Annotated in this window: 28 protein-coding genes; 11 read left to right on the top strand and 17 right to left on the bottom strand. The window is 60.7% G+C overall.

Annotated elements, in window-relative coordinates:
* The first annotated feature begins 4 nt into the window (after positions 1-4).
* Both ACCQ08_RS03905 and ACCQ08_RS03900 read left to right on the top strand, forming a co-directional pair.
* Positions 5-1,525, top strand: coding sequence for an efflux transporter outer membrane subunit (locus tag ACCQ08_RS03905; RefSeq protein WP_373448954.1), 1,521 nt, complete (start codon positions 5-7; stop codon positions 1,523-1,525).
* Positions 1,526-1,579: 54 nt separating this feature from the next.
* Positions 1,580-2,716, top strand: coding sequence for an NAD(P)/FAD-dependent oxidoreductase (locus ACCQ08_RS03900; RefSeq protein ID WP_373448953.1), 1,137 nt, complete (start codon positions 1,580-1,582; stop codon positions 2,714-2,716).
* Positions 2,717-2,750: 34 nt separating this feature from the next.
* Here ACCQ08_RS03900 and ACCQ08_RS03895 read toward each other — a convergent pair whose 3' ends face one another.
* The 4 genes from ACCQ08_RS03895 to ACCQ08_RS03880 form a co-directional block, all read right to left on the bottom strand.
* Entirely contained in the window at positions 2,751-3,290 is a 540-nt protein-coding gene (locus ACCQ08_RS03895) for an N-acetyltransferase family protein (RefSeq protein WP_373448952.1), read from the bottom strand.
* A 5-nt stretch (positions 3,291-3,295) separates the two neighbouring features.
* The gene (pdxH, locus tag ACCQ08_RS03890; protein WP_239812047.1) at positions 3,296-3,967 is read right to left on the bottom strand and encodes a pyridoxamine 5'-phosphate oxidase; all 672 of its coding nucleotides are present in this window, start codon (positions 3,965-3,967) and stop codon (positions 3,296-3,298) included.
* Between the two features lie 87 nt (positions 3,968-4,054).
* Positions 4,055-4,591 carry a superoxide dismutase family protein gene (locus ACCQ08_RS03885; protein ID WP_239812046.1) on the bottom strand — a complete coding sequence of 179 codons (537 nt, stop codon included), beginning with the start codon at positions 4,589-4,591 and terminating at the stop codon, positions 4,055-4,057.
* 107 nt (positions 4,592-4,698) lie between these two features.
* Complete coding sequence (locus ACCQ08_RS03880) at positions 4,699-5,619, bottom strand: LysR family transcriptional regulator (RefSeq protein ID WP_373448951.1); 921 nt, start codon at positions 5,617-5,619, stop codon at positions 4,699-4,701.
* A gap of 86 nt (positions 5,620-5,705) precedes the next feature.
* Between ACCQ08_RS03880 and ACCQ08_RS03875 the strand changes: the two genes are divergently transcribed.
* Positions 5,706-6,713 (top strand): bile acid:sodium symporter family protein, encoded by a 1,008-nt coding sequence (locus ACCQ08_RS03875; protein ID WP_373448950.1) that lies wholly within the window; start codon positions 5,706-5,708, stop codon positions 6,711-6,713.
* Between the two features lie 51 nt (positions 6,714-6,764).
* Here ACCQ08_RS03875 and ACCQ08_RS03870 read toward each other — a convergent pair whose 3' ends face one another.
* The gene (locus ACCQ08_RS03870) at positions 6,765-7,247 is read right to left on the bottom strand and encodes a hypothetical protein (RefSeq protein ID WP_239812043.1); all 483 of its coding nucleotides are present in this window, start codon (positions 7,245-7,247) and stop codon (positions 6,765-6,767) included.
* A gap of 158 nt (positions 7,248-7,405) precedes the next feature.
* Complete coding sequence (locus tag ACCQ08_RS03865) at positions 7,406-8,578, bottom strand: DUF72 domain-containing protein (RefSeq protein ID WP_373448949.1); 1,173 nt, start codon at positions 8,576-8,578, stop codon at positions 7,406-7,408.
* Positions 8,579-8,776: 198 nt separating this feature from the next.
* On the opposite strand from ACCQ08_RS03865, the gene ACCQ08_RS03860 reads away from it, so the two are divergent.
* The 3 genes from ACCQ08_RS03860 to ACCQ08_RS03850 all read left to right on the top strand — a co-directional run bounded on the left by ACCQ08_RS03860 (position 8,777) and on the right by ACCQ08_RS03850 (position 13,305).
* Positions 8,777-11,170 (top strand): Tex family protein, encoded by a 2,394-nt coding sequence (locus tag ACCQ08_RS03860; protein ID WP_373448948.1) that lies wholly within the window; start codon positions 8,777-8,779, stop codon positions 11,168-11,170.
* Positions 11,171-11,341: 171 nt separating this feature from the next.
* Positions 11,342-11,698: a hypothetical protein gene (locus ACCQ08_RS03855; protein WP_373448947.1), complete on the top strand. Its 357-nt coding sequence runs from the start codon at positions 11,342-11,344 to the stop codon at positions 11,696-11,698.
* Positions 11,677-13,305, top strand: a complete 1,629-nt coding sequence (locus ACCQ08_RS03850) for an AI-2E family transporter (protein WP_373448946.1) — start codon at positions 11,677-11,679, stop codon at positions 13,303-13,305. Before ACCQ08_RS03855 ends, ACCQ08_RS03850 begins: the two co-directional genes overlap by 22 nt.
* 78 nt (positions 13,306-13,383) lie before the next feature.
* Here ACCQ08_RS03850 and ACCQ08_RS03845 read toward each other — a convergent pair whose 3' ends face one another.
* On the bottom strand, positions 13,384-14,283 hold the full coding sequence (locus tag ACCQ08_RS03845) for a LysR family transcriptional regulator (RefSeq protein ID WP_313332016.1): 900 nt from the start codon (positions 14,281-14,283) through the stop codon (positions 13,384-13,386).
* 75 nt (positions 14,284-14,358) lie between these two features.
* Here ACCQ08_RS03845 and ACCQ08_RS03840 point away from each other — a divergent pair, with 75 nt between their 5' ends.
* The 5 genes from ACCQ08_RS03840 to ACCQ08_RS03820 all read left to right on the top strand — a co-directional run bounded on the left by ACCQ08_RS03840 (position 14,359) and on the right by ACCQ08_RS03820 (position 18,121).
* Positions 14,359-15,540 (top strand): MFS transporter, encoded by a 1,182-nt coding sequence (locus ACCQ08_RS03840; protein WP_373448945.1) that lies wholly within the window; start codon positions 14,359-14,361, stop codon positions 15,538-15,540.
* Between the two features lie 283 nt (positions 15,541-15,823).
* A complete protein-coding gene (gene dkgB, locus ACCQ08_RS03835) occupies positions 15,824-16,627 on the top strand; it encodes a 2,5-didehydrogluconate reductase DkgB (RefSeq protein WP_373448944.1) in 804 nt (267 codons plus the stop codon).
* 108 nt (positions 16,628-16,735) lie between these two features.
* On the top strand, positions 16,736-17,260 hold the full coding sequence (locus tag ACCQ08_RS03830) for a hypothetical protein (RefSeq protein ID WP_373448943.1): 525 nt from the start codon (positions 16,736-16,738) through the stop codon (positions 17,258-17,260).
* A 73-nt stretch (positions 17,261-17,333) separates the two neighbouring features.
* Positions 17,334-17,600 (top strand): hypothetical protein, encoded by a 267-nt coding sequence (locus ACCQ08_RS03825; protein WP_373448942.1) that lies wholly within the window; start codon positions 17,334-17,336, stop codon positions 17,598-17,600.
* 230 nt (positions 17,601-17,830) lie between these two features.
* Positions 17,831-18,121: a hypothetical protein gene (locus tag ACCQ08_RS03820; RefSeq protein ID WP_239812023.1), complete on the top strand. Its 291-nt coding sequence runs from the start codon at positions 17,831-17,833 to the stop codon at positions 18,119-18,121.
* Between the two features lie 294 nt (positions 18,122-18,415).
* Here the strand turns inward: ACCQ08_RS03820 and ACCQ08_RS03815 are convergent, their stop codons facing one another.
* From ACCQ08_RS03815 to ACCQ08_RS03770, 10 genes are all read right to left on the bottom strand, one after another.
* A complete protein-coding gene (locus ACCQ08_RS03815; protein WP_373448941.1) occupies positions 18,416-19,507 on the bottom strand; it encodes a hypothetical protein in 1,092 nt (363 codons plus the stop codon).
* Positions 19,508-19,876: 369 nt separating this feature from the next.
* Positions 19,877-21,229, bottom strand: a complete 1,353-nt coding sequence (locus ACCQ08_RS03810; RefSeq protein WP_239812021.1) for a zonular occludens toxin domain-containing protein — start codon at positions 21,227-21,229, stop codon at positions 19,877-19,879.
* A complete protein-coding gene (locus ACCQ08_RS03805; RefSeq protein WP_239812020.1) occupies positions 21,226-21,549 on the bottom strand; it encodes a DUF2523 family protein in 324 nt (107 codons plus the stop codon). The genes ACCQ08_RS03810 and ACCQ08_RS03805 overlap by 4 nt, the downstream gene beginning before the upstream one ends.
* 3 nt (positions 21,550-21,552) lie before the next feature.
* Positions 21,553-22,959 (bottom strand): hypothetical protein, encoded by a 1,407-nt coding sequence (locus tag ACCQ08_RS03800; RefSeq protein WP_373448940.1) that lies wholly within the window; start codon positions 22,957-22,959, stop codon positions 21,553-21,555.
* Between the two features lie 107 nt (positions 22,960-23,066).
* Entirely contained in the window at positions 23,067-23,309 is a 243-nt protein-coding gene (locus ACCQ08_RS03795; RefSeq protein WP_239812018.1) for a hypothetical protein, read from the bottom strand.
* Positions 23,310-23,388: 79 nt separating this feature from the next.
* The gene (locus ACCQ08_RS03790) at positions 23,389-23,604 is read right to left on the bottom strand and encodes a hypothetical protein (RefSeq protein WP_239812017.1); all 216 of its coding nucleotides are present in this window, start codon (positions 23,602-23,604) and stop codon (positions 23,389-23,391) included.
* On the bottom strand, positions 23,604-23,726 hold the full coding sequence (locus ACCQ08_RS03785; protein WP_239812016.1) for a zinc ribbon domain-containing protein: 123 nt from the start codon (positions 23,724-23,726) through the stop codon (positions 23,604-23,606). The genes ACCQ08_RS03790 and ACCQ08_RS03785 overlap by 1 nt, the downstream gene beginning before the upstream one ends.
* A complete protein-coding gene (locus ACCQ08_RS03780; protein WP_239812015.1) occupies positions 23,719-23,934 on the bottom strand; it encodes a hypothetical protein in 216 nt (71 codons plus the stop codon). The genes ACCQ08_RS03785 and ACCQ08_RS03780 overlap by 8 nt, the downstream gene beginning before the upstream one ends.
* The gene (locus ACCQ08_RS03775) at positions 23,934-24,149 is read right to left on the bottom strand and encodes a hypothetical protein (protein ID WP_239812014.1); all 216 of its coding nucleotides are present in this window, start codon (positions 24,147-24,149) and stop codon (positions 23,934-23,936) included. Before ACCQ08_RS03775 ends, ACCQ08_RS03780 begins: the two co-directional genes overlap by 1 nt.
* 2 nt (positions 24,150-24,151) lie before the next feature.
* Positions 24,152-24,469: a hypothetical protein gene (locus tag ACCQ08_RS03770; protein ID WP_239812013.1), complete on the bottom strand. Its 318-nt coding sequence runs from the start codon at positions 24,467-24,469 to the stop codon at positions 24,152-24,154.
* Positions 24,470-24,474 lie beyond the last annotated feature (5 nt).

The raw sequence follows: 24,474 nt of genomic DNA, 5'->3' as shown, positions 1-24,474 counted from the left end.
TTCCATGACCCGTGCCTACCGTTTGCCGCTGTCCCTGTTGGCAGCCGGCCTGCTGTCCGCTTGCAACCTGGCGCCGCAGTACCAGCGTCCAGAGCCTGCGGTACCCGCCACGCTCGATGGCGTGGCCCAGACCTTGCCTGCCGATTTTGTTGTGGAGCCGGCTGCAGCCGATACCTTGCAGTTGCTGCCGTGGCAGCAGTGGGTGGAGAGCGCAGGGCTGCGTCAGCTCATCGAGCTGGCCTTGCAGAACAACCGCGACCTGCGCGTGGCCATCGCCAATATCGAGAAGGCGCGCGCGCAGTACGGCGTGCAGCGTGCCGACCAGCTGCCCAGCCTGAATGCCAACGCCCAGGCAAACCGCACCCGAACCGCGGACGATCTGCGCTCGGCCAGCGCGGCCTCGTCGGTGACCAACCAGGTCAGCGTGCAGCTGGGCCTGGCCAGCTATGAGCTCGATTTCTGGGGCCGGGTGCGCAACCTCAGCGAGGCGGCATTGCAGCAGTACCTGCTGGTGGAAGAAAACCGCCGCAGCGTGCAGCTGGGCCTGATCACCGATATCGCCAATGCCTGGGTGGCCCTGGCCAGCGACCAGCAGCGCCTGCAACTGGCGCGCGACACGTTGGCCACACGCGAGCAGGGCTACGGCCTGGTGCAGCGCATGCACCAGCTGGGCGCCACCAATGGTTTGGTGCTGGCCCAGAACCAGACGGCGGTGGAGACCGCCCGCAACGATGTGGCGGCCTACGAGTCGCAAGTGGCCCGTGATCGCAATGCACTGCAGTTGCTGGTGGGTGGCCCGTTGGCGGGCGATATGCTGCCGCCCGCGCCCACTGCGTCGCTCAGCACGAATGAGATCAAGAGCGCGGGCTCGGGCCAGTTGCTCGATGGTGCAACGCCCCAGGTCAAAACGCCAGGCGTGGCCACTGCCATGACCGTGGTGCCGACCGGCCTGTCGTCGCAGGTGCTGCTGGCCCGGCCCGATGTGGCGGCCGCCGAGCACAGCCTGCAGGCGCAGTACGCCAGCATTGGTGCAGCGCGCGCGGCCTTCTTCCCCACGATCAGCCTGACGGCCAATGCCGGCACCGCCAGCGATGCGCTGTCGGGCCTGTTCGATGGTGGTAACCGCGCCTGGAGCTTTGTGCCACAGATCCGTTTGCCGATTTTCGACGGCGGCCGCAACCAGGCCAACCTCGACATCGCGCAAGCCAACCGCGATGCCGCACTGGCCCAGTACGACAAGGCCATTCAGGTGACTTTCCGCGAGGTGAGCGATGCGCTGGCCGACCGCGCCACGATGCAGCGGCGGCTGAACGCGCAGGCAGCGCTGGTGCAGGCGGCCAGCCGCGTGCTGCAGCTGTCGCAGGCGCGTTTCAAGGCCGGCGCCGACGATTTTCTGACCGTGCTCGATGCGCAGCGCAGCCTGTACGCGGCCCAGCAAACCCAGATCACGTTGATGCAGGCCGAGCAGGTCAACCGCATCAGCCTGTACAAAGCGCTGGGCGGAGGCATCGACAGCGCGCAGTGATGGCGCATAAGCGCAATGCTGCGAGGGCAATGCGCGCTGCACTACGATGGCGCCATGACTGATACCTTGCCCACGCCTTCTGACCGCAAGGCCTCACCCGAGTTTGATGAATCCCAGGCGCAGGCGGTCGATGCGCTGATTGTGGGTGCCGGCCCGGTCGGCATGTTTGCAGCATTCCAGCTGGGTTTGCAGGGCGTGCAAGCCCAGTTGTGCGACAGCCTGCCGCAGATGGGCGGGCAGTGCATTGCGCTTTATGCCGACAAGCCCATCTACGATATCCCCGGCATTCCGCTGTGCACCGGCCGCGAGCTGGCTGCGCAGCTGCAGCGCCAGATCCAGCCCTTCGAGCCCGTCTTTCACGGCCACACGCAGGTCGCGCAACTGCTGCCCCATGGCGATGGCCGTTGGCGCGTGCAACTGCAGGCTATCGATGGCCCCCAGACCCGCTGGTTGCTGGCCCGCACCGTGGTCGTGACCGCCGGCGTGGGCGCCTTTGTGCCCAAACAGCTGCGCTTGCCTGGGCTGGAGACTTGGCTGGGCAGCCAGGTGTTCTACCACCCCACGTTGGATGATGCCTGGCTGGAGCCGATATTGGCCGGCCATGCTGCGCCACGCATTGTGATCAGCGGCGGCGATGAGGCGGCGGTGGAGGCGTTGCTGGCCGCGGCAGACCATGCACAACTGCAATCGGCGCAACTGGTGCTGATGCACCGGCGCGACCAGTTCAGTGCCCCGGATGCCATGCTGCAGCGCCTGGCACGGCTGCGGGCCAGCGGCAGGGTCGAGGTGGTCATTGGCATGCCGCAGGCCATCGAGGCCACCGAGCGTCTGCAGGCCATTGGCTACGTTGATGCCGACGGTGCTGACCAGCGCCTGGCCTGCGACCAGCTGTGGGTGTTCCAGGGCCTGTCGCCCAAGCTCGGGCCCTTGCTGGACTGGAGTCTGGCGCTGGAGAAAAAACAGTTGCAGGTGGCGACCGACAGTTTTCAGACCAGTGCCGTGGGTATCTATGCCGCAGGCGATATCGTCAGCTACCCGGGCAAGCGCAAGCTGATACTGACGGGTTTCTACGAAGCGACGATGGCAGCCATGGCGGCCGTTGAATACCTGCGCGGCGAGAAGCTGCTGCTGGAATACACGACCACCAGCAAGCGCCTGCATGCGCGCCTGGGCGTCTCGCACCCGGACTGATCTTGCAGCGTCTCGCGCAGCTGCTGAAGCGGGCTTAGGCTGCTGGCGTAGATGGGGGCTGAAGCCGGTGCTGCATCAGCAGCTCATCGTGCAGCTCGCCGTCGACCAGCAGAGCCGCCGGCTCGGTGCCATAGGCCCGGAAGCCGGCTTGCTCGTACAGGCGTATCGCGCTGGCGTTGGCGGCGTTGACGCTCAGGTGGATCTGCACCGCCCCGGGAACCTGGCGGGCAAAGGCGACAGCCTGTGCCAACAGGGCCTGCGCGATGCCCTGGCCGCGACAGGCTGGCTCCACATACACGCCCCACAAGGCCATACGGTGGCGGGTCTTGAGGCCATCCTGGCGGCGAATGCCCAGCATGCCCACCAGCTGGCTGCGGGCAAAGGCGCCAAGCACCCCCTGGTCAGCGCTGGGCGCCAGGCGCGCCTCGATCACAGCCAAAGAGCGGTCTTTTTCTTCTTCGTAGCTGGAGCCAAAGGCGCTCGGCGATGCGCGCAGGCCGGCCAGGCGCAGGCGCTGGAAAGCGGCGGCATCGGCCGGTGTCAGCCAACGGATCTCCCACGCAGCGGCGGCCATCGGGTTCAAGGCGCTAGGCGTTCGCGGATCCATCCGGTGCCGTCTGGCCCCGTTTGGCGGTAGCGCAGGCGGTCATGCAGCCGGCTCTTGCGGCCTTGCCAGAACTCCCAGGTATCGGGCACCAGGCGAAAGCCACCCCAGTGCGGTGGGCGCGGCGGCTTGAGCAGGAACTGCGCGCCATATTTGGCGGCATTGGTCACCAGCACGGCGCGGCTGTCGATGACCTGGCTTTGCGGACTGGCCCAGGCGCCAATGCGCGAGTCGAGCGGGCGGCTGTTGAAGTAGGCGTCGCTTTCCTCGTCCGAGACTTTTTCCACACGGCCCTCGATGCGCACCACACGCTCCAGCTCCACCCAGTGGAACATCAGCGCGGCAAAGGGATTGCCTGCAATCTCACGGCCCTTGCGGCTGTCGTAATTGGTGTACCAGACGATGCCGCGTGCGTCGTAGCCCTTGATCAGCACGATGCGGGTGCTGGGCCGGGCATCGGGGCCGACGGTAGCGACCGTCATCGCATTGGGTTCTGGCAGCTGCGACGCAACGGCTTCGTTCATCCAGCGGTCGAACTGGTCAATCGGCGCAGCGCAGGACGCCGATTCGTTCAGCTCGGCGCGTTCATAGCTTTTGCGCAAATCGGCAATGGAGTGGGAGAGTTCGCTCATGGCCCGATTGTGCATCGCTTTGGCGCAGTGCAGTGACAAAAAAGCCTGTGGGCCACCGGGCGCCACAGGCTAGGTTTGAACAGGCTCTTGGTGCAGGACAGCTTACTGGATCACACCGCAGCCAAGACGCGCACCGGAATTGCCGGTGGGCTGGGTGGTGTAGTCGTCCTTGTCCTTGTGGACCACCACAGCGCGGCCCTTGATGTCGCTGGGCTTGCCGGTGCCGATCGACAGGTCCTTGGTTTCCCAGACCAGGAACGCGGTGCCTGCGGCATCGGCCATCAGGCTGGGCAGATCACCGACATGGGATTCGGGGCCGGCCTTGCCATGCTGGTGGCCGTTCGGGTTGTAGTGGCCGCCGGCGCTCATCGCATCGGGCGACGAGCAGTTGCCGTTCTCATGCACATGGAAGCCGTGTTCGCTGCCGGGCTGCAGACCCTTGACCTGCGCCATCACGCGCACCGTGTCGCGGTTGACTTCGTAGACGCGGAAATAGCCGCTGATGTTGTTGCCTTCGGTCGGGTTGATGGTCGCTTCGGCAATCGGTGTGGCGCGGTCGGTGTGGGCGCAGGCGCTCAGCAGCGCGGCCACGGTGGCCGCAGCAGCGAACTTGGCGATGGATGGAATGCGTTGGATCATGGGAACTCTCCTGGTGCCTTGGATTAAGGGTTGGTCACAGCCACCGTTTTTAGCACGCACGCAGCGCTTCTCTTGTAGTCTGATTGCCAGCAATCGCGGCGGCGTGTTTACGGTGTGGGGGCTGTTGTGAGGCGCCGGGCCACCAGATCCCAGACCGCTTGCGCCGCAGCGGGCAGGCTGCGCTGGCGGCGCCGCACCAGCATGATTGCGCGTTGCACCTGGGGCAGCAGATCGCACACCTGGAGGCTGCTGAAGCCATGGGCCGGGATCGCCAGGCCCGGCATGATGCTGATGCCAATGCCGGCCTCGACCATGCGGAAGGCAGTGGTGACATGGCCTACCTCCTGCACGACAGGGCAATGCTCAGGCCCGCAACCGCTGGCCAGCAAGGCAGCGTCCATCAGCCGGCGGCTGCCCGATGCGTGATCGAGCAGCACCAAGGGCTCGCCGCGCAGCTGGTCCCAGCGCAGGCTGGTGGCCTTATGCGCCTTCGGCATCAGCGGGTGCGCGGGCGGCAACACGGCAACAAAGGGGTCCAGCTGCAGGCTGATGCAGTCGAGATCGCCCAGCTCCGGCGGCTCCACCACCACCCCGAAATGCACATCGCCGCTGCGCACCTGGGCCAGCACCTCTTGCTGCAGGCGGTCCACCAGCTGCAGCTGGATCTGCGGCAGCTCGCGGTTGCAGGCGGCGATGCAGGCGGGCATCAGCGCCGCAGACAGCGTGGGGCTGCTGGCAATGCGCACCTGGCCACGTGCGGCATGGCCCACATCGGCGACCTCGGCCAGGGTATCGGCCAGCTCCTGCAGCAGGGGCGCGGCCTTCTGGGCCAGCAGCTGGCCGGCATCGGTCAGCAGCACCTCGCGCGTGGTGCGGTCCAGCAGCCGCACATGGAGCTGGCCTTCGAGCTCCACCATCGCGCGGCTGACGGCCGATTGGGTCAGGCCCAGCGTCTGGCCGGTCTGGCTGAAGCTGCGGCACTGGGCGACGCAGAGGAATACCTGGAGCTGGCGGAGGCTGACGTGCATGGTGGGAAACGAAACGGAGATATATGACTTTAAATCATCAATCAATCTTATAAATTAATTTTACTTTCGCCTGCAAACGGCGTCCAATGGCGCACATGAAATTCCGTCCCGACAACTTCACGCTGATGCTGGTGGCCACGGTGCTGCTGGCCAGTTTTTTGCCCGCTACCGGCCAGGTGGCGAGCAGCTTTGAGACCTTGACGACAGCGGCCGTGGCGCTGCTGTTCTTTCTGCACGGCGCCAAGCTCTCACGCCAGGCGATTCTGGCGGGCATCATGCACTGGCGGCTGCACCTGTTCATTGTCGGCAGCACCTTTGTCGTGTTTCCGTTTCTGGGCTGGGCGCTCAAACCGTTGCTCACGCCCCTGGTCTCGCCCGAGCTGTATGTGGGGGTGATGTTCCTGTGCGTGTTGCCGTCCACGGTGCAGTCGTCGATCGCGTTCGTGTCGATGGCGCGTGGCAATATCCCGGCTGCCATATGCAGTGCATCGGCATCGACGCTGCTGGGCGTCTTTATCACCCCGCTGCTGGTCAGTGTGTTCGTGACCGCCCATGGCACGAGCGGTTCTTTCGTCGATGCGGTGGTCAAGATCCTGCTGCAACTGATGCTGCCCTTCGCGCTGGGCCATTTGCTGCAGCGCTGGGTGGGCCCGTTCATCAAGAAGCACGGCAAGCTCACCAAGGTGGTGGACCAGGGCTCCATCCTGCTGGTGGTGTACACGGCGTTCAGTGCCGCCGTGGTGCAGGGCATCTGGCGCCAGGTATCGCTGACCACCTTGGTCGGCCTGCTGGTGATCAGCGCCATCATCCTGGCCTTGGCGCTGTTCCTGACCACCTTCCTCTCGCGCCGCCTAGGCTTCAGCAAGGAAGATGAGATCACCGCCGTGTTCTGCGGCAGCAAGAAGAGCCTGGTCAGTGGCGTGCCCATGGCCAAGGTGCTGTTTGCCAGCAGCACGGTGGGCATGATGGTGCTGCCGCTGATGCTGTTCCACCAGATGCAGCTGATGGTGTGCGGCGTGCTGGCCGCCAAGTACGCCAGGCGGGCAGAACTCGACAGCGACCAGGCCCTGGGCGCTGCGGCTGCGGGCAAGTAAGCCTCAGCGTGTCGTCAACACCGGGCCGGCGGCATCCAGCCGCGGCTAGCGTTACTTCAGCGCCGGGCTGAAGCTGATGCTGTATTTCTCCAGCGCGGGTCCGACCTCCAGCTGCATCGTACGGCGCTTGACCGCAGGCTTGCCACCGGTCACCTGGGCCGTGATCACAATGCCTTTGCCATGGGCGCGGCAGCGCAGGTCCTGCAAGCCCAGGTCTGCGTTGTCGTCGTTGATCTCGGCAAATCCCTGGGTATGGGCAGCCACTCCGCGCCAGTGGGGCGTGTCTTCGGGTTGGTTCATCCACTGCACGAACAGATAGCTTTGGCCGTTTTGCTCGCCCTGTACCACGCGGTAGGGCTGTACGGCCTTGTTGCTGCCCTGGTTGCGGTTGCCGCACAGCTGCACGCTGGTGATGCTGTCGCTCACGGTGAAGCGGTTGGCACGGGTCTCCGCCGCCTGGGCGCTGAAGGAAGAGGCCAGGCCGGCGCTCAAGGCCGCCAGGCAGGCAAATTGGCACAAAGTGCGGTATCGCATGGATTCAATCGCTCAAAGGGTAGTGGGTGCGGCGGCGGGCCCGAATGGCGCCGCGCTGCGCGCCCAGGCCAAACATCATAGGCCTGCGCCCATGCACTGCTGGGCAGATGCCTGGGCCACAGCGGCAAATTTGCGCAAAACATCGCAAGCGATTGCAATCAGACCGGGCTTGGGTTGTCAGATTTTTTCAGTGCGGCAATCGCCTCGGCCAGTCGCACAATGCTGAGCGGGCCGCAGCCCTCGGCCTCGTTGCTGACAGTGACATAGGCGGGCTGCCCCTTGCCGCAGACGCCGGCCAAGGTGCTGGCCAGCAGCGCCAAGGTGGCGGGGTCGGGCTGCTGGATACGGTCAAACGGGGCCAGTTGCTTTTCGGCATCGGCGTAGCCATAAGGGCCAAAGACAGGGTTCACATTCCAGCGGCAGACCAGCGGGCCGGGCCACAGCGCGCGCAGCAGCGGCAGTTGCTCGGGCATGCGTGGCATCTTGGCGTGCAGGCCCAGACAGTAGGTGGCACCGGCCTGGCGCAGAATCTGGGCCAGCTGCGGGGCGATCTCGGGGCGCAGCCAATCGGCATCACGCACCTCAAAGGCCACAATGGGCCGGCGCTCTGCGGGCAGGCCCGCCAGCTCTGCCTGCACGGCCAGCGCCAGTTGCTCAAGTTCCGCCAGGGTGCGCTGCAGGTTCAGCAACCGGCCCAGCGGCAGCGGGCTGAGCTGGAACAGCAGCACGCCGAGCTTGTCCAGCAGGCCTTCACAGGCTGGGCGCACATAGCTGCTGAGCGCCAGTTCCACATTCAAGAACGCGGGGTTGGGCTCTTTGCCGCGGCCTTCTTCACCGCGCACCTGCGCATCGCAGACCAGCGCCGGCCCCTTGACGATAAAACGGAAATCCGCCGGCACCTGGGCGGCGTAGACGGCGTATTCGGATGCTGCCAGTGGCCGGTAAAAGCTGCGGTCAATGCTGACGGTACGCAGCAGCGGGTGCTCGGCATAAGCGTTCAGGCCGCGTTGCGCAAGAATGCGCTCGCTGTAGGCCTTGTCCCAGACCAGGCCCTGCCAACCGGGGTAGGACCAGGATGAGCCGCCCATGCGCAGCAGCGCCGGCATGGCGGGGGCCAGGTCCTCCCCCAGCAAGGGGTACGCGGCGCCTACCGCCTGCGCACGGCTGCGCGCTTTGGCGGCAGGAGCGGGTGGCGGAGGGGACGCTTCGGTGTCTTGCGCGCCGGCAGGCGGCGCAGCGGGGGCGGGCGCAGCGGCCGCCGGCGCGGGCTCGGCGCCAAACAAATCCAAATTCGAATCGGGCTCTGGGGACATCGCGGCCCAGTATGCCATCGACTGCGCCGCCCGATTCGCATTGTTTGACGATTGACCAAGTAGGACCCGAGCTCACCTGCCACGTAGCAGGCGCGTTCCGGACTGCTATAAAAATTACATTTTTCAAATCCGGCACCTGTTCAAATCCCCAGTGGCTGCCGGCAGCTATGGCACACTCGCTGTTTTGCCAGAGAAGCATTGGAGCGAGCGTAGAGCATGCAAAAGATCATTGCGCAGATTGCGGCTGAGCTGAAGGTGGCCGAGTCGCAGGTTACGTCGGCGGTGGAACTGCTGGACAGCGGGGCGACGGTGCCTTTCATTGCCCGCTACCGCAAGGAAGCCACCGGTGGTCTCGATGACACCCAGCTGCGGGATTTGGCCGAGCGCCTGACCTATCTGCGGGAGCTGCAGGAGCGCCGCGACACGGTGCTCAAGGCCATCGACGAGCAGGGCAAGCTGACCGATGCGCTGCGCCTGGCCATTGCCCGCGCGCCCACCAAGCAGGAACTGGAAGACATTTACCTGCCTTTCAAGCAAAAGCGCCGCACCAAGGGCCAGATCGCCAAGGAGTTTGGCATTGAGCCGCTGGCCGACAGGCTGTTTGCGGACCCGAGCCTGGACCCGCTGCAGGAGGCCCAGGCCTTTTGCAAGCCGGCCACGGTGCTTGACGATGGCAAACCCGGTCCGGATTTCTCGACCCCGATGGCGGTGCTCGATGGTGTGCGCGACATCCTGTCCGAGCGCTGGGCCGAAGACCCGGTGCTGGTGCAAAAACTGCGCGAATGGCTCTGGGCCGAAGGCCTGCTGCGCTCCAAGAAAGTGGAGTCCAAGAACGAGAACGACCCCGAGGTCGCCAAGTTCCGCGATTACTTTGACTATGACGAGCCGATTGGCCGCGTGCCATCACACCGCGCGCTGGCGGTGTTCCGGGGCCGGGCCCTGGAGGTGCTGGAAGCCAAGCTGGTGCAGCCCGAGCTGCAGCCTGGCGCGGCGCCCGAGCCTGGCCAGCCCAGCTTGGCCGAGGGCAAGATCGCGCTGCACCTGGGCTGGAGCCATGCCAAGCGGGCCAGCGATGACCTGATCCGCAAATGCGTGGCCTGGACCTGGCGGGTCAAGCTGAGCCTGTCGACCGAGCGTGACCTGTTCTCGCGCCTGCGCGAAGATGCCGAAAAGGTGGCGATCAAGGTGTTTGGCGACAATCTGCGCGACCTGTTGCTGGCTGCGCCTGCCGGTCAGCGTGCCGTGCTGGGTCTGGACCCGGGCATTCGTACCGGCGTCAAGGTCGCCGTGGTGGACCACACCGGCAAGCTGGTGGATACCACCACGGTCTACCCGCATGAGCCGCGCCGCGACTGGGATGGCTCACTGGCCGTGCTGGCCCGCCTGGTGGAAAAGCACCAGATCAACCTGATTGCGATCGGCAACGGCACCGCCAGCCGTGAGACCGACAAGCTGGCCGCCGACCTGATCCGCATTGCTGAGAAGGCGGGCAAGAAGATCGACAAGGTGGTGGTGAGCGAGGCGGGCGCATCGGTTTATTCCGCCAGCGAATTCGCGGCGCTCGAGATGCCCGATGTCGATGTCAGCCTGCGCGGCGCAGCGTCGATTGCCCGCCGCCTGCAAGACCCGCTCGCCGAGCTGGTCAAGATCGACCCCAAGAGCATTGGCGTGGGCCAGTACCAGCACGATGTGAACCAGAGCGAGCTGGCCCGCCAGCTCGACGCGGTGGTCGAAGACTGCGTGAACTCGGTGGGTGTGGACCTCAACACAGCCTCGGCGCCGCTGCTCAGCCGCGTCTCCGGCCTCTCGGGCACGGTGGCCAAGTCGGTCGTGCGCTGGCGGGATGCCAATGGCTCGTTCAGGAACCGCAAACAGCTGATGGATGTGGCCGGCCTAGGTGCCAAGACCTTTGAGCAGGCCGCCGGTTTCTTGCGCATCCGTGGTGGCGACAACCCGCTGGACATGACCGGCGTGCACCCGGAAACCTACCCGGTCGTCGAGCAGATCATTGCTACCACCGGCAAGCCGGTGGACCAGCTGATGGGCCGTGGCGATGTGCTCAAGGGCCTCAAAGCCGAGCGCTTTGTCAGCGAGAAGTTTGGCGCCCTGACGATCTCGGACATTCTGGGTGAGCTGGAAAAGCCCGGCCGCGATCCGCGCCCCGACTTTGTCGTGGCCCGCTTCAACGAAGGCGTGGAAGACATCAAGGACCTGCGCGAGGGCATGACTCTGGAAGGCACCGTCAGCAACGTCGCCCAGTTTGGCGCCTTTGTGGACCTGGGTGTACACCAGGACGGCCTGGTCCACGTCAGCCAGATGAGCTACAAGTTCATCGAAGATGCCCGCGAAGCGGTCAAGACCGGCCAGATCGTCAAGGTCAAGGTGCTGGAAGTGGATGTGGAGCGCAAGCGCATCAGCCTGACGATGAAGCTGGACGCCGCGCCTGCGCGCCGTGATGGCCCGCGCGACAACCGCTTTGAATCGGCGGGCCGAGGCCACCAGGGCGCTGGCGGCCGGGGGGGCTACACGCAGCCCGCCCGCACCAACCAGCCTGCCCAGCAAAACGCGATGGCGTCGGCCTTTGCCAAGCTCCAGGGCCTGAAGAAATAGCGCTGCCCGCCTGATCGGTTGCGCAGACCGCAAGTGCCATCCGGCCTTGCGGTTTTTTGTTGCGCAGCTTCGGCCCTTCAAAAATCGGTCAAAGATGACACCTGCCACCATGGAAATTGGATGTAATAGCTGCTTGCGCTTCCCACCCTTTCTTAGTCTTCACCCCACGCTATGCCCCCCGACCACGCCGCGCCCGACGATGAGCCTGTAGCCCAGCCCGTTCCCGGACCTCAGCGGCCCTCGCGTCGTGCGCTGGCCGAGACGGAGCCAAGTGGCAGGCGTGGCGCGGGGCGCCGGCGCAAGGGCGCATCCACACAAGAGACCCTGGCCCCGCTGTTGGCGATCGTGCCGGGCCTGCGGTTGATGGTGGGCATGGTCATTGCGGCGGTGGTGATTCTGGGCCTGTATGTAGGCCGGGATGTGCTGCTGCCGGTGGCCTTGGCCGCCTTGCTGGGCTTTTTGCTCGATCCTGCGGTCAGCCGGCTCAAGCGCTGGGGCCTGCCCGGGTGGTATCGGTGGCGCTGGTGATGGTGCTGGCTCTGGGCGCTTTGGGTGCAGGCGCGCTCTATGTGGGCAACCAGGTGACCAGCCTCAGCGCCGAGCTGCCGACCTACCAGAACACCATTCGCCAGAAGCTGCGCCACGTCAAACCGTATTTCAATGGCCCGGGGGTCTGGGACGGCGCGGTCAAGGTGCTCAATACGGTGGAAACCGAGATCGGGCAGGGCGATGCCCGCCGCCGCGTGCAGAAGGTGGAGGTGCAGGAGCCGGAGGTCAAGCCCATCCAAAAGGCGCTGGAGCTGCTGAGCAAGGTGGCCGAGCCGCTGGCCACCACCGGCATTGTGTTCCTGTTTGTCGTGCTGATACTGCTGGACCGCAGTGGCCTGCAGGACCGGCTGCTGCGGCTGATGGGGCCGAATACACATATGGCTTCCGACGCGCTCGATGACGCTGCGACGCGCATCGGCCAGTACCTGCGTATGCAGCTGTTCGTCAACCTCAGCTACGGGGTTCCGATGGCGCTCGGGCTGTGGTGGATCGGGGTGCCCGGCGCCATTCTCTGGGGCATTCTGGCGGCGGTGCTGCGCTTCGTGCCCTATATCGGGCCGATGGCATCGGCCGTTTTTCCGCTCACGCTGGCTTTTGCAGTGGACCCCGGCTGGAGCCTGCTGCTGTGGACCCTGGCCCTGATTCTGGTTCTGGAGTTGATCAGCAACAACGTGATCGAGCCCTGGCTTTATGGCGCAAGCACCGGTTTGTCGACCTTGTCCATCATTCTGGCGGCGACCTTCTGGACGGCGCTTTGGGGGCCGGTGGGGCTGATCCTGTCGACCCCGTTGACGGTGTGTCTGCTGGTGCTGGGCCGCTACATCCCGGGGATGGGTTTTCTCGAGATCTTGCTGGGCAGTCAGGCGGTGTTTGATCCTCCGGAAAAATTGCTGCAGCGCCTGTGGCGCGGCGATGTCGACCAGGCCATTGACGTTGCATCCGAAAACATCGATGAAGCGCTGCCACCCAAGCCCAGCCAGCAGGACCAGGCATTGGCCGTCACCCATTTCTACGACGAGGTGGCCGTGCCAGCCCTCCAGATTGCGGCCCAGCAGTACCGCAGCGCTGCCAGCCCACCGCAACGCCAGCGCCTGTCGGAGGCGGTGGCCATGCTACTCAGTGGCCTGCAGCGCCATTACCCGCCAGACGCATTGCCCGAGGCGGTCGAGGGTCAACCGCCCCCGGCCTCGGTTGTCTGTGTCGGCATGCAATGGGACATTGACCGGCATGCCGCCACGATGGCAGCCCATGCGCTGCGGCTGCACGGGGTAGACAGCAGCACCCGCGCGGTGTCCATCGACACCGTGCTCCGTCAGGGTGATCTGTCGCTGTATGACGGTGTGCGCCACCTCTGCATCTGCAGCTTCCATCCGAACCCACTGGGCAGGCTGGCCCAGATGTGCGAGAGCCTGCGCCAACGCTGCCCGCAAATGCAGATCACCGTGATGCTGCTGGGTGCGCAGGGCAGGGGGGGCGTGCGCAGCGACACCTTGAACAGCATGCGCGCGCACGATGCGGTCCAGCAGATCAGCGACTTGACGCGCTTGGTCTTGGGCGAAGGCGCCTCCGGGTTGGATGCCACCTGACGGAAGATCTGCAGACGCCTCTGGCTGGACAGCGAACGCCCCGCGTGGCGCCGGTGGCTGGCAGGTGCTTGGGCCTGTTCAGTCAAAGGGCTTGGCGCCCAATGTGGTGACCACGTGGTCGACAAAGCAGGTGATACGCGAGGCCAGCGCCGTGTTGCGGTAGTAGACCGCATGGATGGACTGGCGTACATCAAGCAGGTGGTCTTCGAACAAGGGCACCAGCTGACCGCTGTCGCGGTCCGCCCGCGTCATGAAATCCGACAGGCAGACCATGCCCAGACCGGCCAAGGCCATATGGCGCAGCGTTTCGCCGCTCGAAGAGGCAACCGCCGGCTGTATGCGCAGCAGTTCGCCGCCGGTGTCACGCAGTGGCCATTCATTGAGCGAATCGGGCTGGGTGAAGCCCAGCAACACATGCTGCGCCAACTGCTGAATATCGGTCGGCGTGCCGTGGCGTGCAAGGTAGGCGGGGCTGGCCAATACCCGGATGCGGCTGATCCCCACAGGACGCGCATGCATGCTTGAATCCTTGAGCGCGCCAATGCGAAAGGCAACATCGCTGCGCTTTTCGATCAGGTCCACAATGCCTTCGTGCGAGTGCAGCTCCAGCTCCACCTCGGGGTAGCGGGCGCGAAAGCTGTCCACCAGCGGCACCAGCACGTGCAGCATGAAGGGTGTGGCGGCATCCACCCGCAGCCGCCCGGCAGGCCGCACGCGCCGTGCGGCCATCAGCTCTTCGGCCTCGTCCACCGACACCAGGATCGCGCGCGCCCGCTGCAAGAAGGCGCTGCCTTCCTCGGTCAACTCCAGCCGGCGGGTGGTGCGGCGCAGCAGCGTGGTTTGCAGCTTTTCCTCCAGCCGGCCCAGGGTGCGGCTGGTGGCGGAGACGGTCTGGTCCAGCAGCTCGGAGGCGGCGGTGATCGAGCCGGTATCGACCACGGCCACAAAGGCCTGCAATTCGTCGAGCGTGGTCTTCATTGTTGCCCTGGCGTCAAAAGATTTTGGTGGCGATGGTACTTAATCTGCAAATATTAGCAGGGCACACTAGCAGCTATGAAGTCTTCCGCTGTATTGTTCGCATTGGCCATTGGCGCTTTCGCCATTGGCACCACCGAGTTTGCCCCGATGGGGCTGTTGCCTGTGATCGCCCAGGGGGTCGACGTCAGCATTCCCACTGCCGGCATGCTGGTATCGGCCTATGCCGTCGGTGTAATGCTGGGGGCACCTGTGATGACCTTGCTGTTCAGCCGCTTTGGGCGGCGTGCCGCGCTGGTCACCTTGATGCTGATTTTCACCGCCGGCAATCTGCTCTCTGCATTGGCCCCTGGCTACACGACCTTGCTGCTGTCGCGGTTGGTGACCAGCCTCAACCATGGGGCCTTCTTTGGCATTGGCGCCGTCGTCGCGGCCAGTGTGGTCCCCAAGGACAAGCAGGCCAGTGCCATTGCTGCGATGTTCATGGGGCTGACGGTGGCCAATATCGGCGGCGTGCCTGCTGCCACCTGGATCGGCCAGCAAGTCGGCTGGCGGCTGGCCTTTGCCGGCACGGCCGCGCTGGGCCTGATCACCATTGCTGCGCTGTGGATGGTACTGCCCAAGGGCGAGGCCGGCACACGCCCGGACGTGCGCCGTGAACTCAAGGTGCTGACCCGCCCCGAGGTGCTGCTGGCCATGGGTACGACGGTGCTCGGTGCCGGCTCCATGTTCACGCTCTACACCTATGTGGCGCCGGTACTGACCGAGATCACCCATGCCAGCCCCGGCTTCATCGCCTTTGCGCTGGTGCTGATCGGCGTGGGCTTCACCATCGGCAACAGCCTCGGTGGCCGCCTGGCCGATTGGTCGCTCGATGGCGCTACACGCATCATCCTGCTGGCCCTGGCCCTCATCATGGTGGTGCTGCCTTGGGCGCTTGGTACGCATCTGGGCGCCGGCATGGGTCTGGTCGTGTGGGGTGCTGCCGCCTTTGGCATGGTGCCCCCGGTGCAGATGCGGGTGATGCAGGCCGCCGCAGAGGCGCCCGGCCTGGCCTCGTCCGTCAATGTGGGCGCTTTCAATCTGGGCAATGCAGTGGGCGCCGCCTTAGGGGGCGCCGTCATCAGCCAGGGTCTGGGCTATGGCGCAGTGGCCTGGGCAGGCGCGGCGCTGGCTGCAGGCGGGCTCGGTCTGGTGCTGATCCAGGGCCGCATGCGCCGTGGGCAGGCCCGCCACCCAGCAGCAGCGGGTAACCTCTAATCCCCGGCGCTGGCCCCAGGCTCCCTGTGCAGACCACAAGCTGCACGGGGAGCTTTTGCTTTTTTAAAGTGGGTTCTGCCTGGCCCGGAATTGCCCAAGAAACGAAAGAGCAGGGCGGTGGGTATAGTTGATATTTCATCAAAAGAATATTGTTGATACAGGGCTTTATCTGCAAGGATGAAAAGCGCAAACTGTCCACCAATGCGATGAGAACCTGGTTGGGCTGCGAACCACTGCAGGGCCGCCGCACATTTCTGTCCGTATTTTTCTCAAGGAGTTTTTCATGTCTATTCCTCGCTTTGGTGTTGGTACTTTCCGTCTGCAAGGGCAGGTCGTGGTCGACTCGGTGCGCAATGCACTGGAGCTGGGCTACCGCGCGGTCGACACCGCGCAAATCTATGGCAATGAAGCCGAGGTGGGCCAGGCCATCGCCGAGAGCGGCGTGGAGCGCGAAGCGCTGTTTGTCACCACCAAGATCTGGACCGACAACTACAGCCAGGCCAAGCTGGTTCCCAGCCTCAAGGACAGCCTCAAAAAGCTGCGCAGCGACTATGTGGACCTGACCCTGATCCACTGGCCCGCACCCGGCAATGGCGTCGAACTGCAAGAGTTCATGACCGCGCTGGCGGACGCCAAGGCCCAGGGCCTCACGCGCCAGATCGGTATTTCCAACTTCAACATCGATCTGACCCGCCAGGCCATCGCAGCCGTTGGAGCAGGGGAGATCGCCACCAACCAGATCGAACTCAGCCCCTACCTGCAAAGCCCCAAGCTGACGGCCTTTCTCCAGGAGCAGGGCATTGCCGTGACCTCGTACATGACCCTGGCCTACGGCAAGGTGCTGAAGGACCCGGTGCTGGCAGAGATCGCCAGCAAGCACCAGGCCACCGTCGCCCAGGTCGCCCTGGCATGGGCGCTGCAACTGGGCTACGCCGTCATCCCGTCTTCCACCAAGCGCGAGAACCTGGCCAGCAACCTGCTGGCCCAGCAACTGATGCTGGATGCCGATGACATGGCCCGCATTGCCCAGCTGGAGCGCAATGGCCGTGAGGTCAATCCCGAGGGACTGGCTCCTACCTGGGATTGAGCGCCTGACAGCGTTAGTTAGCGAAGGCCTGCCGTTCTGCAGGCCTTTTTCATGCCAAGGAGCAGGGTGAGCCGTTAGGATGCGCGTAGAGAATACGTAAGGAAATGTATGCGCTTTCTGATGGCGCTGGGCCTGCTGCTTGCAGGCCCAGCCGGTGCCCAAGAGGTATACCGCTGCGGCAATAGCTATAGTTCCGAGCCCTGCAAAAATGCCAAAACCATTGATGTAACACCCGCAGTCAGCAACCCGGATGGACCGCTGACACGGCTGATCTACCTCTGTAAACGACCTGACAAAACCGAGCTGTGGTGGATAGACAGGCCATGTTCGCAAGAGCAATGGGACTTGGTCGAGAGCGTTAGAGTGCCCAGCAATGTGGATTGGAAGACCCAAATGGCCATCGCCCAACGAAAACGGGCGGACGATGCGCAGCAAGCCAGCCAGGCTCGTCATCACTACCATTCGGCCGAGCCTGGCAGCGGCCGTTCCAGCGAGGCGCGTTGCGAGGAATTCAAGCAAAGGGTGGAATATCTGGATTCCGCCGCCAGAGCCGGCGGTACCGCACGCAAGATGGAATGGATCCGTGAAGAACGGCAACGCGCGCGGGACGAGCAATTCCGGGCCGGATGCTGAGGTTCCTGTTACAGCGCTTGCATGCGTTGGCGGGTTGCAGACCAGCGCGCAGCTACACTGCGCGGCAGGAGGAATGGCGATGGAATGGGCAAGATTGCAGATGGAGATAGACCGACAGCTCGCCTGGATGCTTTTCTGGTCGCTGATCGCTACGCTTATCTCGGCGTGGGTCGGTTATGAGCTGTTGAAGGCAGCGATCAAGAACGGCATCAATGCCTCAAACCTGGGCGACCGCCGCAGGTCGATGCAAGCGGCGCAGCCACCGGTGGCGCCGGCAGGCTACCGTTGGGTGCTGGTCAAGGATGACAAGCCGGGCGCTGACATGCGGCCGGAGCGCTGAGAGACAGAGGTTGCGCGTGTCCAAGCAAGGAGGCACGGGTTGTAGCCAGATGGTTCCTCACCAGTACTTAGCTAATTGATACGATGTATATTACTGTTAACTCCGAGATACAGAATTAACATATAAACAACATATCAAAGCACAAAAAGCCCACCGAAAAGGTGGGCTTTTTATTGGCCACTGACATTGCCATCAGCTTTAGGATGCGCGCATCAAACGTAAGGGAATGTATGCGCACCATCATCGCGCTTTGCGCATTTGCAGCAGGGTCGGTAACAGCTCAACCAAAAACCACATATGAAGCAGCAACCGAAGCAGGCGAACGAAACATGGTGCTGCTATACCAGTGCGTACCGAAAGATGGACGACCTTACTGGAGAGACAGGCCATGCGCGGAAGCGCCTGACGATCTCATTCACGTAAATAAGGCATGGGCACCAAAAAACGCGACCTTGTGCGAGCAGCTTGAATACATTTACCGTCAAAGGAGAAATGCTCCCATTCTTATCCCCATCAACTAAAGACAGGCACGAGATAGAACAGGCGTCCACATGGGGTTTGTCACCCCATACCCCGACCCCACCACAACGACAGAAGGTCTCCGTTCCAGGGGCCCCTGTTTGTATTCAAAGTGAAGCAGCGAAGGCTGCGAACGAAGCACGCTTAGCTGCAGCCCGTTTTGCGCCGGCCTGGTCAGAGGTAACTGCAGCCAGGTCGCTGTCACTACGAACCAGCCTAGTGTGCGCGCCAACCATTGATGAAAAATCGAAGGATGCTAAGGAATATTTCGTGGATAACTCTACTTTACCCATCTGTTACGGCTTACTGTTCTTAATTAAATCTTGCAATGCCCTCACGAAATCTCCTTGGGTAGCCCGTTCAATCTTAGCCTTCTCAAGCGCTGCGGTGCTTTGATCCTTCGTTAAAATGTAATTGCGTTCAGTAGAGGCGAGTGATTGAACCATCATGGCTATCATAGATGGATCGCCATATTTAATAGATGTTTGCAAGGCAATATGCTTAGACTCAGCATTTGTCAACTCGTTCTGAAAATATTTTATTTCCGCCAAACTTGCCTTATAGAGCGAGAGGAAAAAGAATGCAAATAATTCTATAAGAATTACCAATGTAAGGCGGGGGAGAAAATGGGATGCCATGACCCACGGATCTTTAACTGCAGAAGTTACCTCTTGAAAAACACCCCATCCAAGAATTACCAATCCAATTACAGTAGTAATGGCGCCCAAGGTCAAATTAACATTACCTCTAAAACCAAGTGCCTCTATCTCCTTTGTTAATCTCATTCTTATTTCTTCAAATTCAAAAAATAACTCTCGCTCTTTTTCAATACGGGCTTGCGATATAGAAACATTAGCCTCGATTTCAGCCAGAACATCCTTAGCAGTTTCTGACGTCAACTGATTCTTAAGATTTGCAATAAGAGCATCTTTATCCTGATCCCCCAGTTGCGCTGCAAGACTAGAGCTATATTTTAACTCTTCATTTGCATAATTAAGCTGATTGATCGCCTTATCAAGCTGCAGTTTGACGCGATCTGCTTCAGATTTGACGTCTTCATCAAGATTATTTGAAGCTGATCTACGATGAAGTATTAATCTGGCCTCCTCCATTAATTCAAATTGATCAGGATTTTTAAATCCCGTCTGTAGATATACCATAATCACTGCGGCTCCAGAAAAGCCGAGCGATATGATCGCAAGAATTTGAATTGTGGGTATAAAGCCGGATGCTATATCAGGCGAGCGATAAAATTGAGGAAATAAAAATAATATGACCGACAGCGCTATTGGAACTACTGCCAATGCAAAGCGTTTGCGATTTCGCTGTTGTAAATCACGTACTACTTGATCAATTTCAAATTGAAAATCTGCATCGTCTTCTTCCATTTCAATCGTCATTCATTTCCCCAATAAATATTATTTAAACCACTTCAAAATATCCAAGTAACTTTTATAGAATTTTTAATTAATCATCTATAAAAATCATACGCTGCTAAAGATGACAATATGTTACTCGATGTAGATGTGGAAGTTAGCAGAAAAAATTTGCACGCTTGCTCGTGAAAACAGCAGATGGCCTTAGAGCCGCTTGTGTGCTTCAGGTGCGGGGTGTGGGGAACGCGCCCCATGCGATGGGGCACAAGATAGAACCAGAGTCCACATGGGGTTTGTCACCCCATACCCCGACCCCACCACTGCGACACAAGGTCTCCGTTCCTGGGGCCCCTGTTTGTCCGCAAAAAGAAGCGGCAGGGCTTAGCGACGAGTAGTAGGAAAAATCGACTTCACCTCAGAGTTGCGGGCCTGCATGCGTTCTTCCCAGCCCATGGCTTCGCGCGTAGCACCGCCGACTGATGAAGGTTCATCGTTGCGATCAGAGCGCCGGCCTGATGCAGTGTCGATCACGACAGGCTTGTTGATCGAGCCGCCAAGATAGGGCGCATCGCAGGTGACGGGCCGGATCACATCCTTGTACGTGACGAAGGCCATACAGGTGCCGGTGACCTTAACTGTGTAGCCAGCGCCCTCAAGATCGACGCTAGTGAGGTCAAACAGCCTGCGGCTTTCAGCAGATACCACGAATGTCCAAATCTCCGTTCCTGCCTTGCCTATCTGGCCGGTCATATGCAGCATTTTTCCAAACAATGGGTCCATGGTCACCGGCTTGGGTTCTGCGGCCTGTGGCGGTGGCGTAGAGGCCCCTTGCGCTGGCCTGGAAGGGGCAGAGGAGGGCGGCACGATGAATGCGTTTGAGCCCTTTTGCGCCTCAAATGCAGACTTGCGCATCATTCCTGCTTTACCTGGCGTTGAAGTGCCAAACACCGTTCGCCCTTCCTGCGGCCAGAAGGCCCAGACGGCAACAACCAGGCAGATCAGGAGCCATATCCACTTGAAACGCGTGAAGTAAACGATGAAGGGCTTAACGTCCTGCACGCCAGCTTCTGCACTGCCGCCGCTTTGCGTATTGCTGCGGTACAGGCCGAAATACTGCGGCTCATACTTGCGCTCATTGCGCTGAATTTCCGCGCCGCGATAGCCCGCGTGCACCTTGCGAATGTAGTGATCCGCCTTGCCCAAAATATCGGCCTTGCGCACCTTGATCAGCGTGGCGATGAGCTGCGCGATGGGCTGATTGATATCGCGAAAGCTTTGCGTCATCAGCAGAACATCGGCATTGAAATGCCGGTGCAGTTTGAACCACTGCACAACGCTATCAGGGGTGCCCGTTTTTGGGAATGACACGTGGCATTCGTCAATGACGTAGAGCGGGCCTTGTCCCTTTGGGCCGCGCCAGGTGCTGTAGAAATCCCAGACAGTGCCAAAGGTGAACACGCTAACAGGCGGGTCTACAGGTTCTTTGTCGGTCCACAGTTGAAAAGCAGGGCGCTCTGCGATATCAGTTGCATCCCAATCGCCAAGCTGTTTTGCAGGCCGGGTGCGAAGCTCAATGAGATCGCGATAGCCAGGATCGAGGGCCGCAAACATGTCGATGTTGAGCGGCAGGTTTGTGATAACCAGGCGGCCCTGCTTAAGCGCCTCTAGGACGTGAAACACCACCCCCTCATAGCTCTTGCCAGAGCCCGGAATGCCCTCCAATCCGTTGATCATGAGCCAAGCCTTGTGAAGGGGATCAGCTGCAGCACCAGGCGTATGCCGATGGCCGCAATGATGATCTGCGAGGCAGTGCCCAGCCCGGCCATTTGCATGACGTTGAGAATTTCAGCTGGCACTTCTCCGACGCTGTTTGAGTAGCTGTCGAGGCCAGAGAGGTCTACCGCACTGACTGCCGACACGACAAGGCCGAGGATGCCATCGAGAGCCCAGCAGACGACGTCAGTCAGCAGGTCCCAAAGCTTTTGGAACTGCTCGCCAGCCAGGTCACCGAACCACTTCCAGATAGCCTGCAGTGTTTTGAGAATTGCTGCCATGGATCAACCTCCGAAGACAAGACGCCTTGCGACCGCGAGGGCACAAAGGATGGTGAATGCCTTAAGAGCGATCCAGACGCGAGGATCGAAATTAAGGTCGTACGAGCCCAGGTTTAGCTTGCCGCCCAGGTTCAAATCGATGATGTAAGAGGGCGCAGAGCCGCCATCACCGTAGTTCGGAAAGAGCTTGCCAGCGAGGCCACCGATAGATGAGTTTTTAAGGCCGTCGGCGTGCTTTTCCCAGACACCCTTGATACCGCTCTCATACTTTTTGTCATAGAGCTTTGGAGCACCAATTTCGGTGTATTTGTCATCAAGATCACCGCTGTCACCACCACCGCCGCCACCTTTGCCGCCTTGACCCTTTGTAGCACCGGACTGGTCTTCTTTGCGACCACACACTGAGCTCTCTGGATTCTTAGCGCAATAGGTCTGCCTATTTACATTATTAACAGTATTTGTGGTGGTTTTGATAATATCGCCATTTGAATCCTTTACGGTATTGGTTTCAGTAACCGTGCATTGATCGCCCTTACAATTAATATTGTTCTTGGTTTCCGTTACGGTTCCGTCTGGGCCTTTGGTGAGGCCAAAATCAACACCTTGTGTTTCCCCTGTCCAAGCTTCAATGCAAACATCTTTGCCATTTACCTCGCCTTTATATCCATCCTTGCATTCCTTGTCATTGGGCTTTACAGCGGGCTCATCATCGGGAAGTGGATTGTCTGTGAGATCGCAAGAAAGCTCGCCTTTAAGACGAGGGTCTTTTAAATCTTTTTCCGTAAATGCCCAGCTAAAGCCATTTGTCCACTCTATTCCATCAGCATCTTTAAAACCAAGATCACCTGTAAACATGTGCTTGCAACCTTTGCCGGAGCCATTTGGTCCCGATGGAGTACCAAAGCAAGCAATAGCGCCATCAGCAAATTTGCCATAAGGACCTCGCGCACGCCCAGACCGATCAGTAGTTAAAGTGGAATTCCAGATCATGCCATTAGTGGAGCAATCAGACTCGATTTGCGGTACGCATTGGTATACGCCATCAACAATTCGCTCTGCATGGTCGGTATTGCAAATGCACTTAGAGCCTGATTTAACAGAATCAGGAGGGCAAACTAAGCCCGGTGTTTTATACACGTTAGCTGCAAACTCAGCACCTCCTATGATGCGGCAATCCGCGCGATCGGCGGTAATATTGTGAGCTTGAAACTTCCAGCCAAATCCAATATATACCGGCTTCTTATCAAGAGCCTTGCAGGCTTCATCTGGCGATGAAAATACTCCGCCATATTCCTCATTATTTTGCCAGCCCTGTTTTGCATCAAATTCGGCGAATGCCGAAAAGCTGATTAGACAAAGAATAGCAATCAACAACTGGAGCAAATGCCTGATAGGATTTTGACTTTTCATCTTTAACCCTTTGCAAGCATGAAAAAGCAAGCCGCCCCCATTGCGCCAATCAACGCAAACAGGGCATGGATTGACACAATGAGGGCGATCAAAAGCATGGTGCTGCTTTAGATCTTGGCGACGATGCGCTTGACGATGGCAGGGCCCTTGATGACCAAGGAAATGCCCACGATGATCAGGCCCAGTGCCAGCACCTTGGCAGAGATACCAGCGAGGTCGATTTCATCGAACAGATCGTCCACGCCAGCAGCATGCGAGCTGACAGCCATCATGGCGGTACCAGCGGCCACACCCAGGCGGGCGTATTGGTGAGCAGCCAGGGCGGCCAGGTTTTGCAGTTTGGTCTTCATGACGTTTTTCCTTCAAAAAAAGAGAGTTGAAAAGGTGCGAGATTGCACCGGAGAGCCGCAAAGGCTCTGCGCTGAAATCTCAGATGCCGCGGATAACGCGAACGAGCCAGCCCACGACTAGGCCCATCACCGCAATCGAGAACACCATGCCGAAACCTAAGGTGAAAGCCATCCCGACAGTTCCCGGCGTGATGCCGATTGCGCCGAAATCCTCTACACCGATCTCAGTTACAAGCACCTGGCTTTGATCAGGGCAGGGCAGCTGGTCGGCGAGGCATACGAAGTAGTTCGCCATCAGTCGCCCCCGGCGATATCGTCAGAGCCGCATTCAGGGCATTCCAGGGCCTCTGGCGTCTCTTCAGCGCTCTCGTCAGCTTCGAAGTCAGCGCCGCAGTTATCGCAGTGCAATTCAGCCATGCAACCTCCAATAAAAATAGACACCTGCAATTACAAGAAGCGGCAGCGGCTCAAGGTCAATAGAGCGATGCGCATATGGCCGCCTAAACACGTCGTAGACCCAGACGTACAGACCAAAAAAGAAGCTAAACAGAAGAAAGCAGCAGCCCAGAGCAACGATCGGGTCAAGCACCTGAAGAAAGAGACCTGTATAGGTTTGGTAAGGCATCAGTAGTCCCCTGCAGTGCCCAAAAGGTCGAGGTCAACGATGGTCGGTTCTTCGTCCAAATCAGCGTGATCCACGACCAGCTGCAGCGCCATTTCTTCATCGGTGATGACTCCACCACCAGCTTCGCGAAGAGAGCGAACCCACTCCACGCCACCGTCGCCGGTAGGGCACAAGAAGCGGCCAGTCGTGCGGCTTTGGACGATGAACCGAGCCATGCTTAGGCCGCCTTTTTGCCTGCTGGCTTGATGCCCAGCAGCACCAGCTTGGAGTCGTTGCCAGCGCCTGCAGTGATGTCAAAATCGCAGTCGCACAATACGCCGCCTTGAGGCCACGAATCCTTGAATTGACGCCACTTTTCGAACTCGGCCGAGGTGCCCAACTTGAATGGGCGAGTCACTTGGCCGATGCTTTCGCCGCTACTGGTCTGGCCCAGGTCAACGGCGAGTTGAAACGTGGTGCTATCGAAGGGACGGCCTTCAAATTCACCCTTGCTGGTCTTGATGCCGGTGCACACGGCTTGCATCTGAACTTTCATACTCT

The sequence above is a fragment of the Comamonas sp. SY3 genome, assembly GCF_041730275.1.
Classification (GTDB): Bacteria; Pseudomonadota; Gammaproteobacteria; order Burkholderiales; family Burkholderiaceae_C; genus Comamonas; species Comamonas sediminis.
The sequence above is the reverse complement of the archived record's forward strand: the minus strand, read 5'-3'. Positions and strand labels throughout refer to the sequence as shown.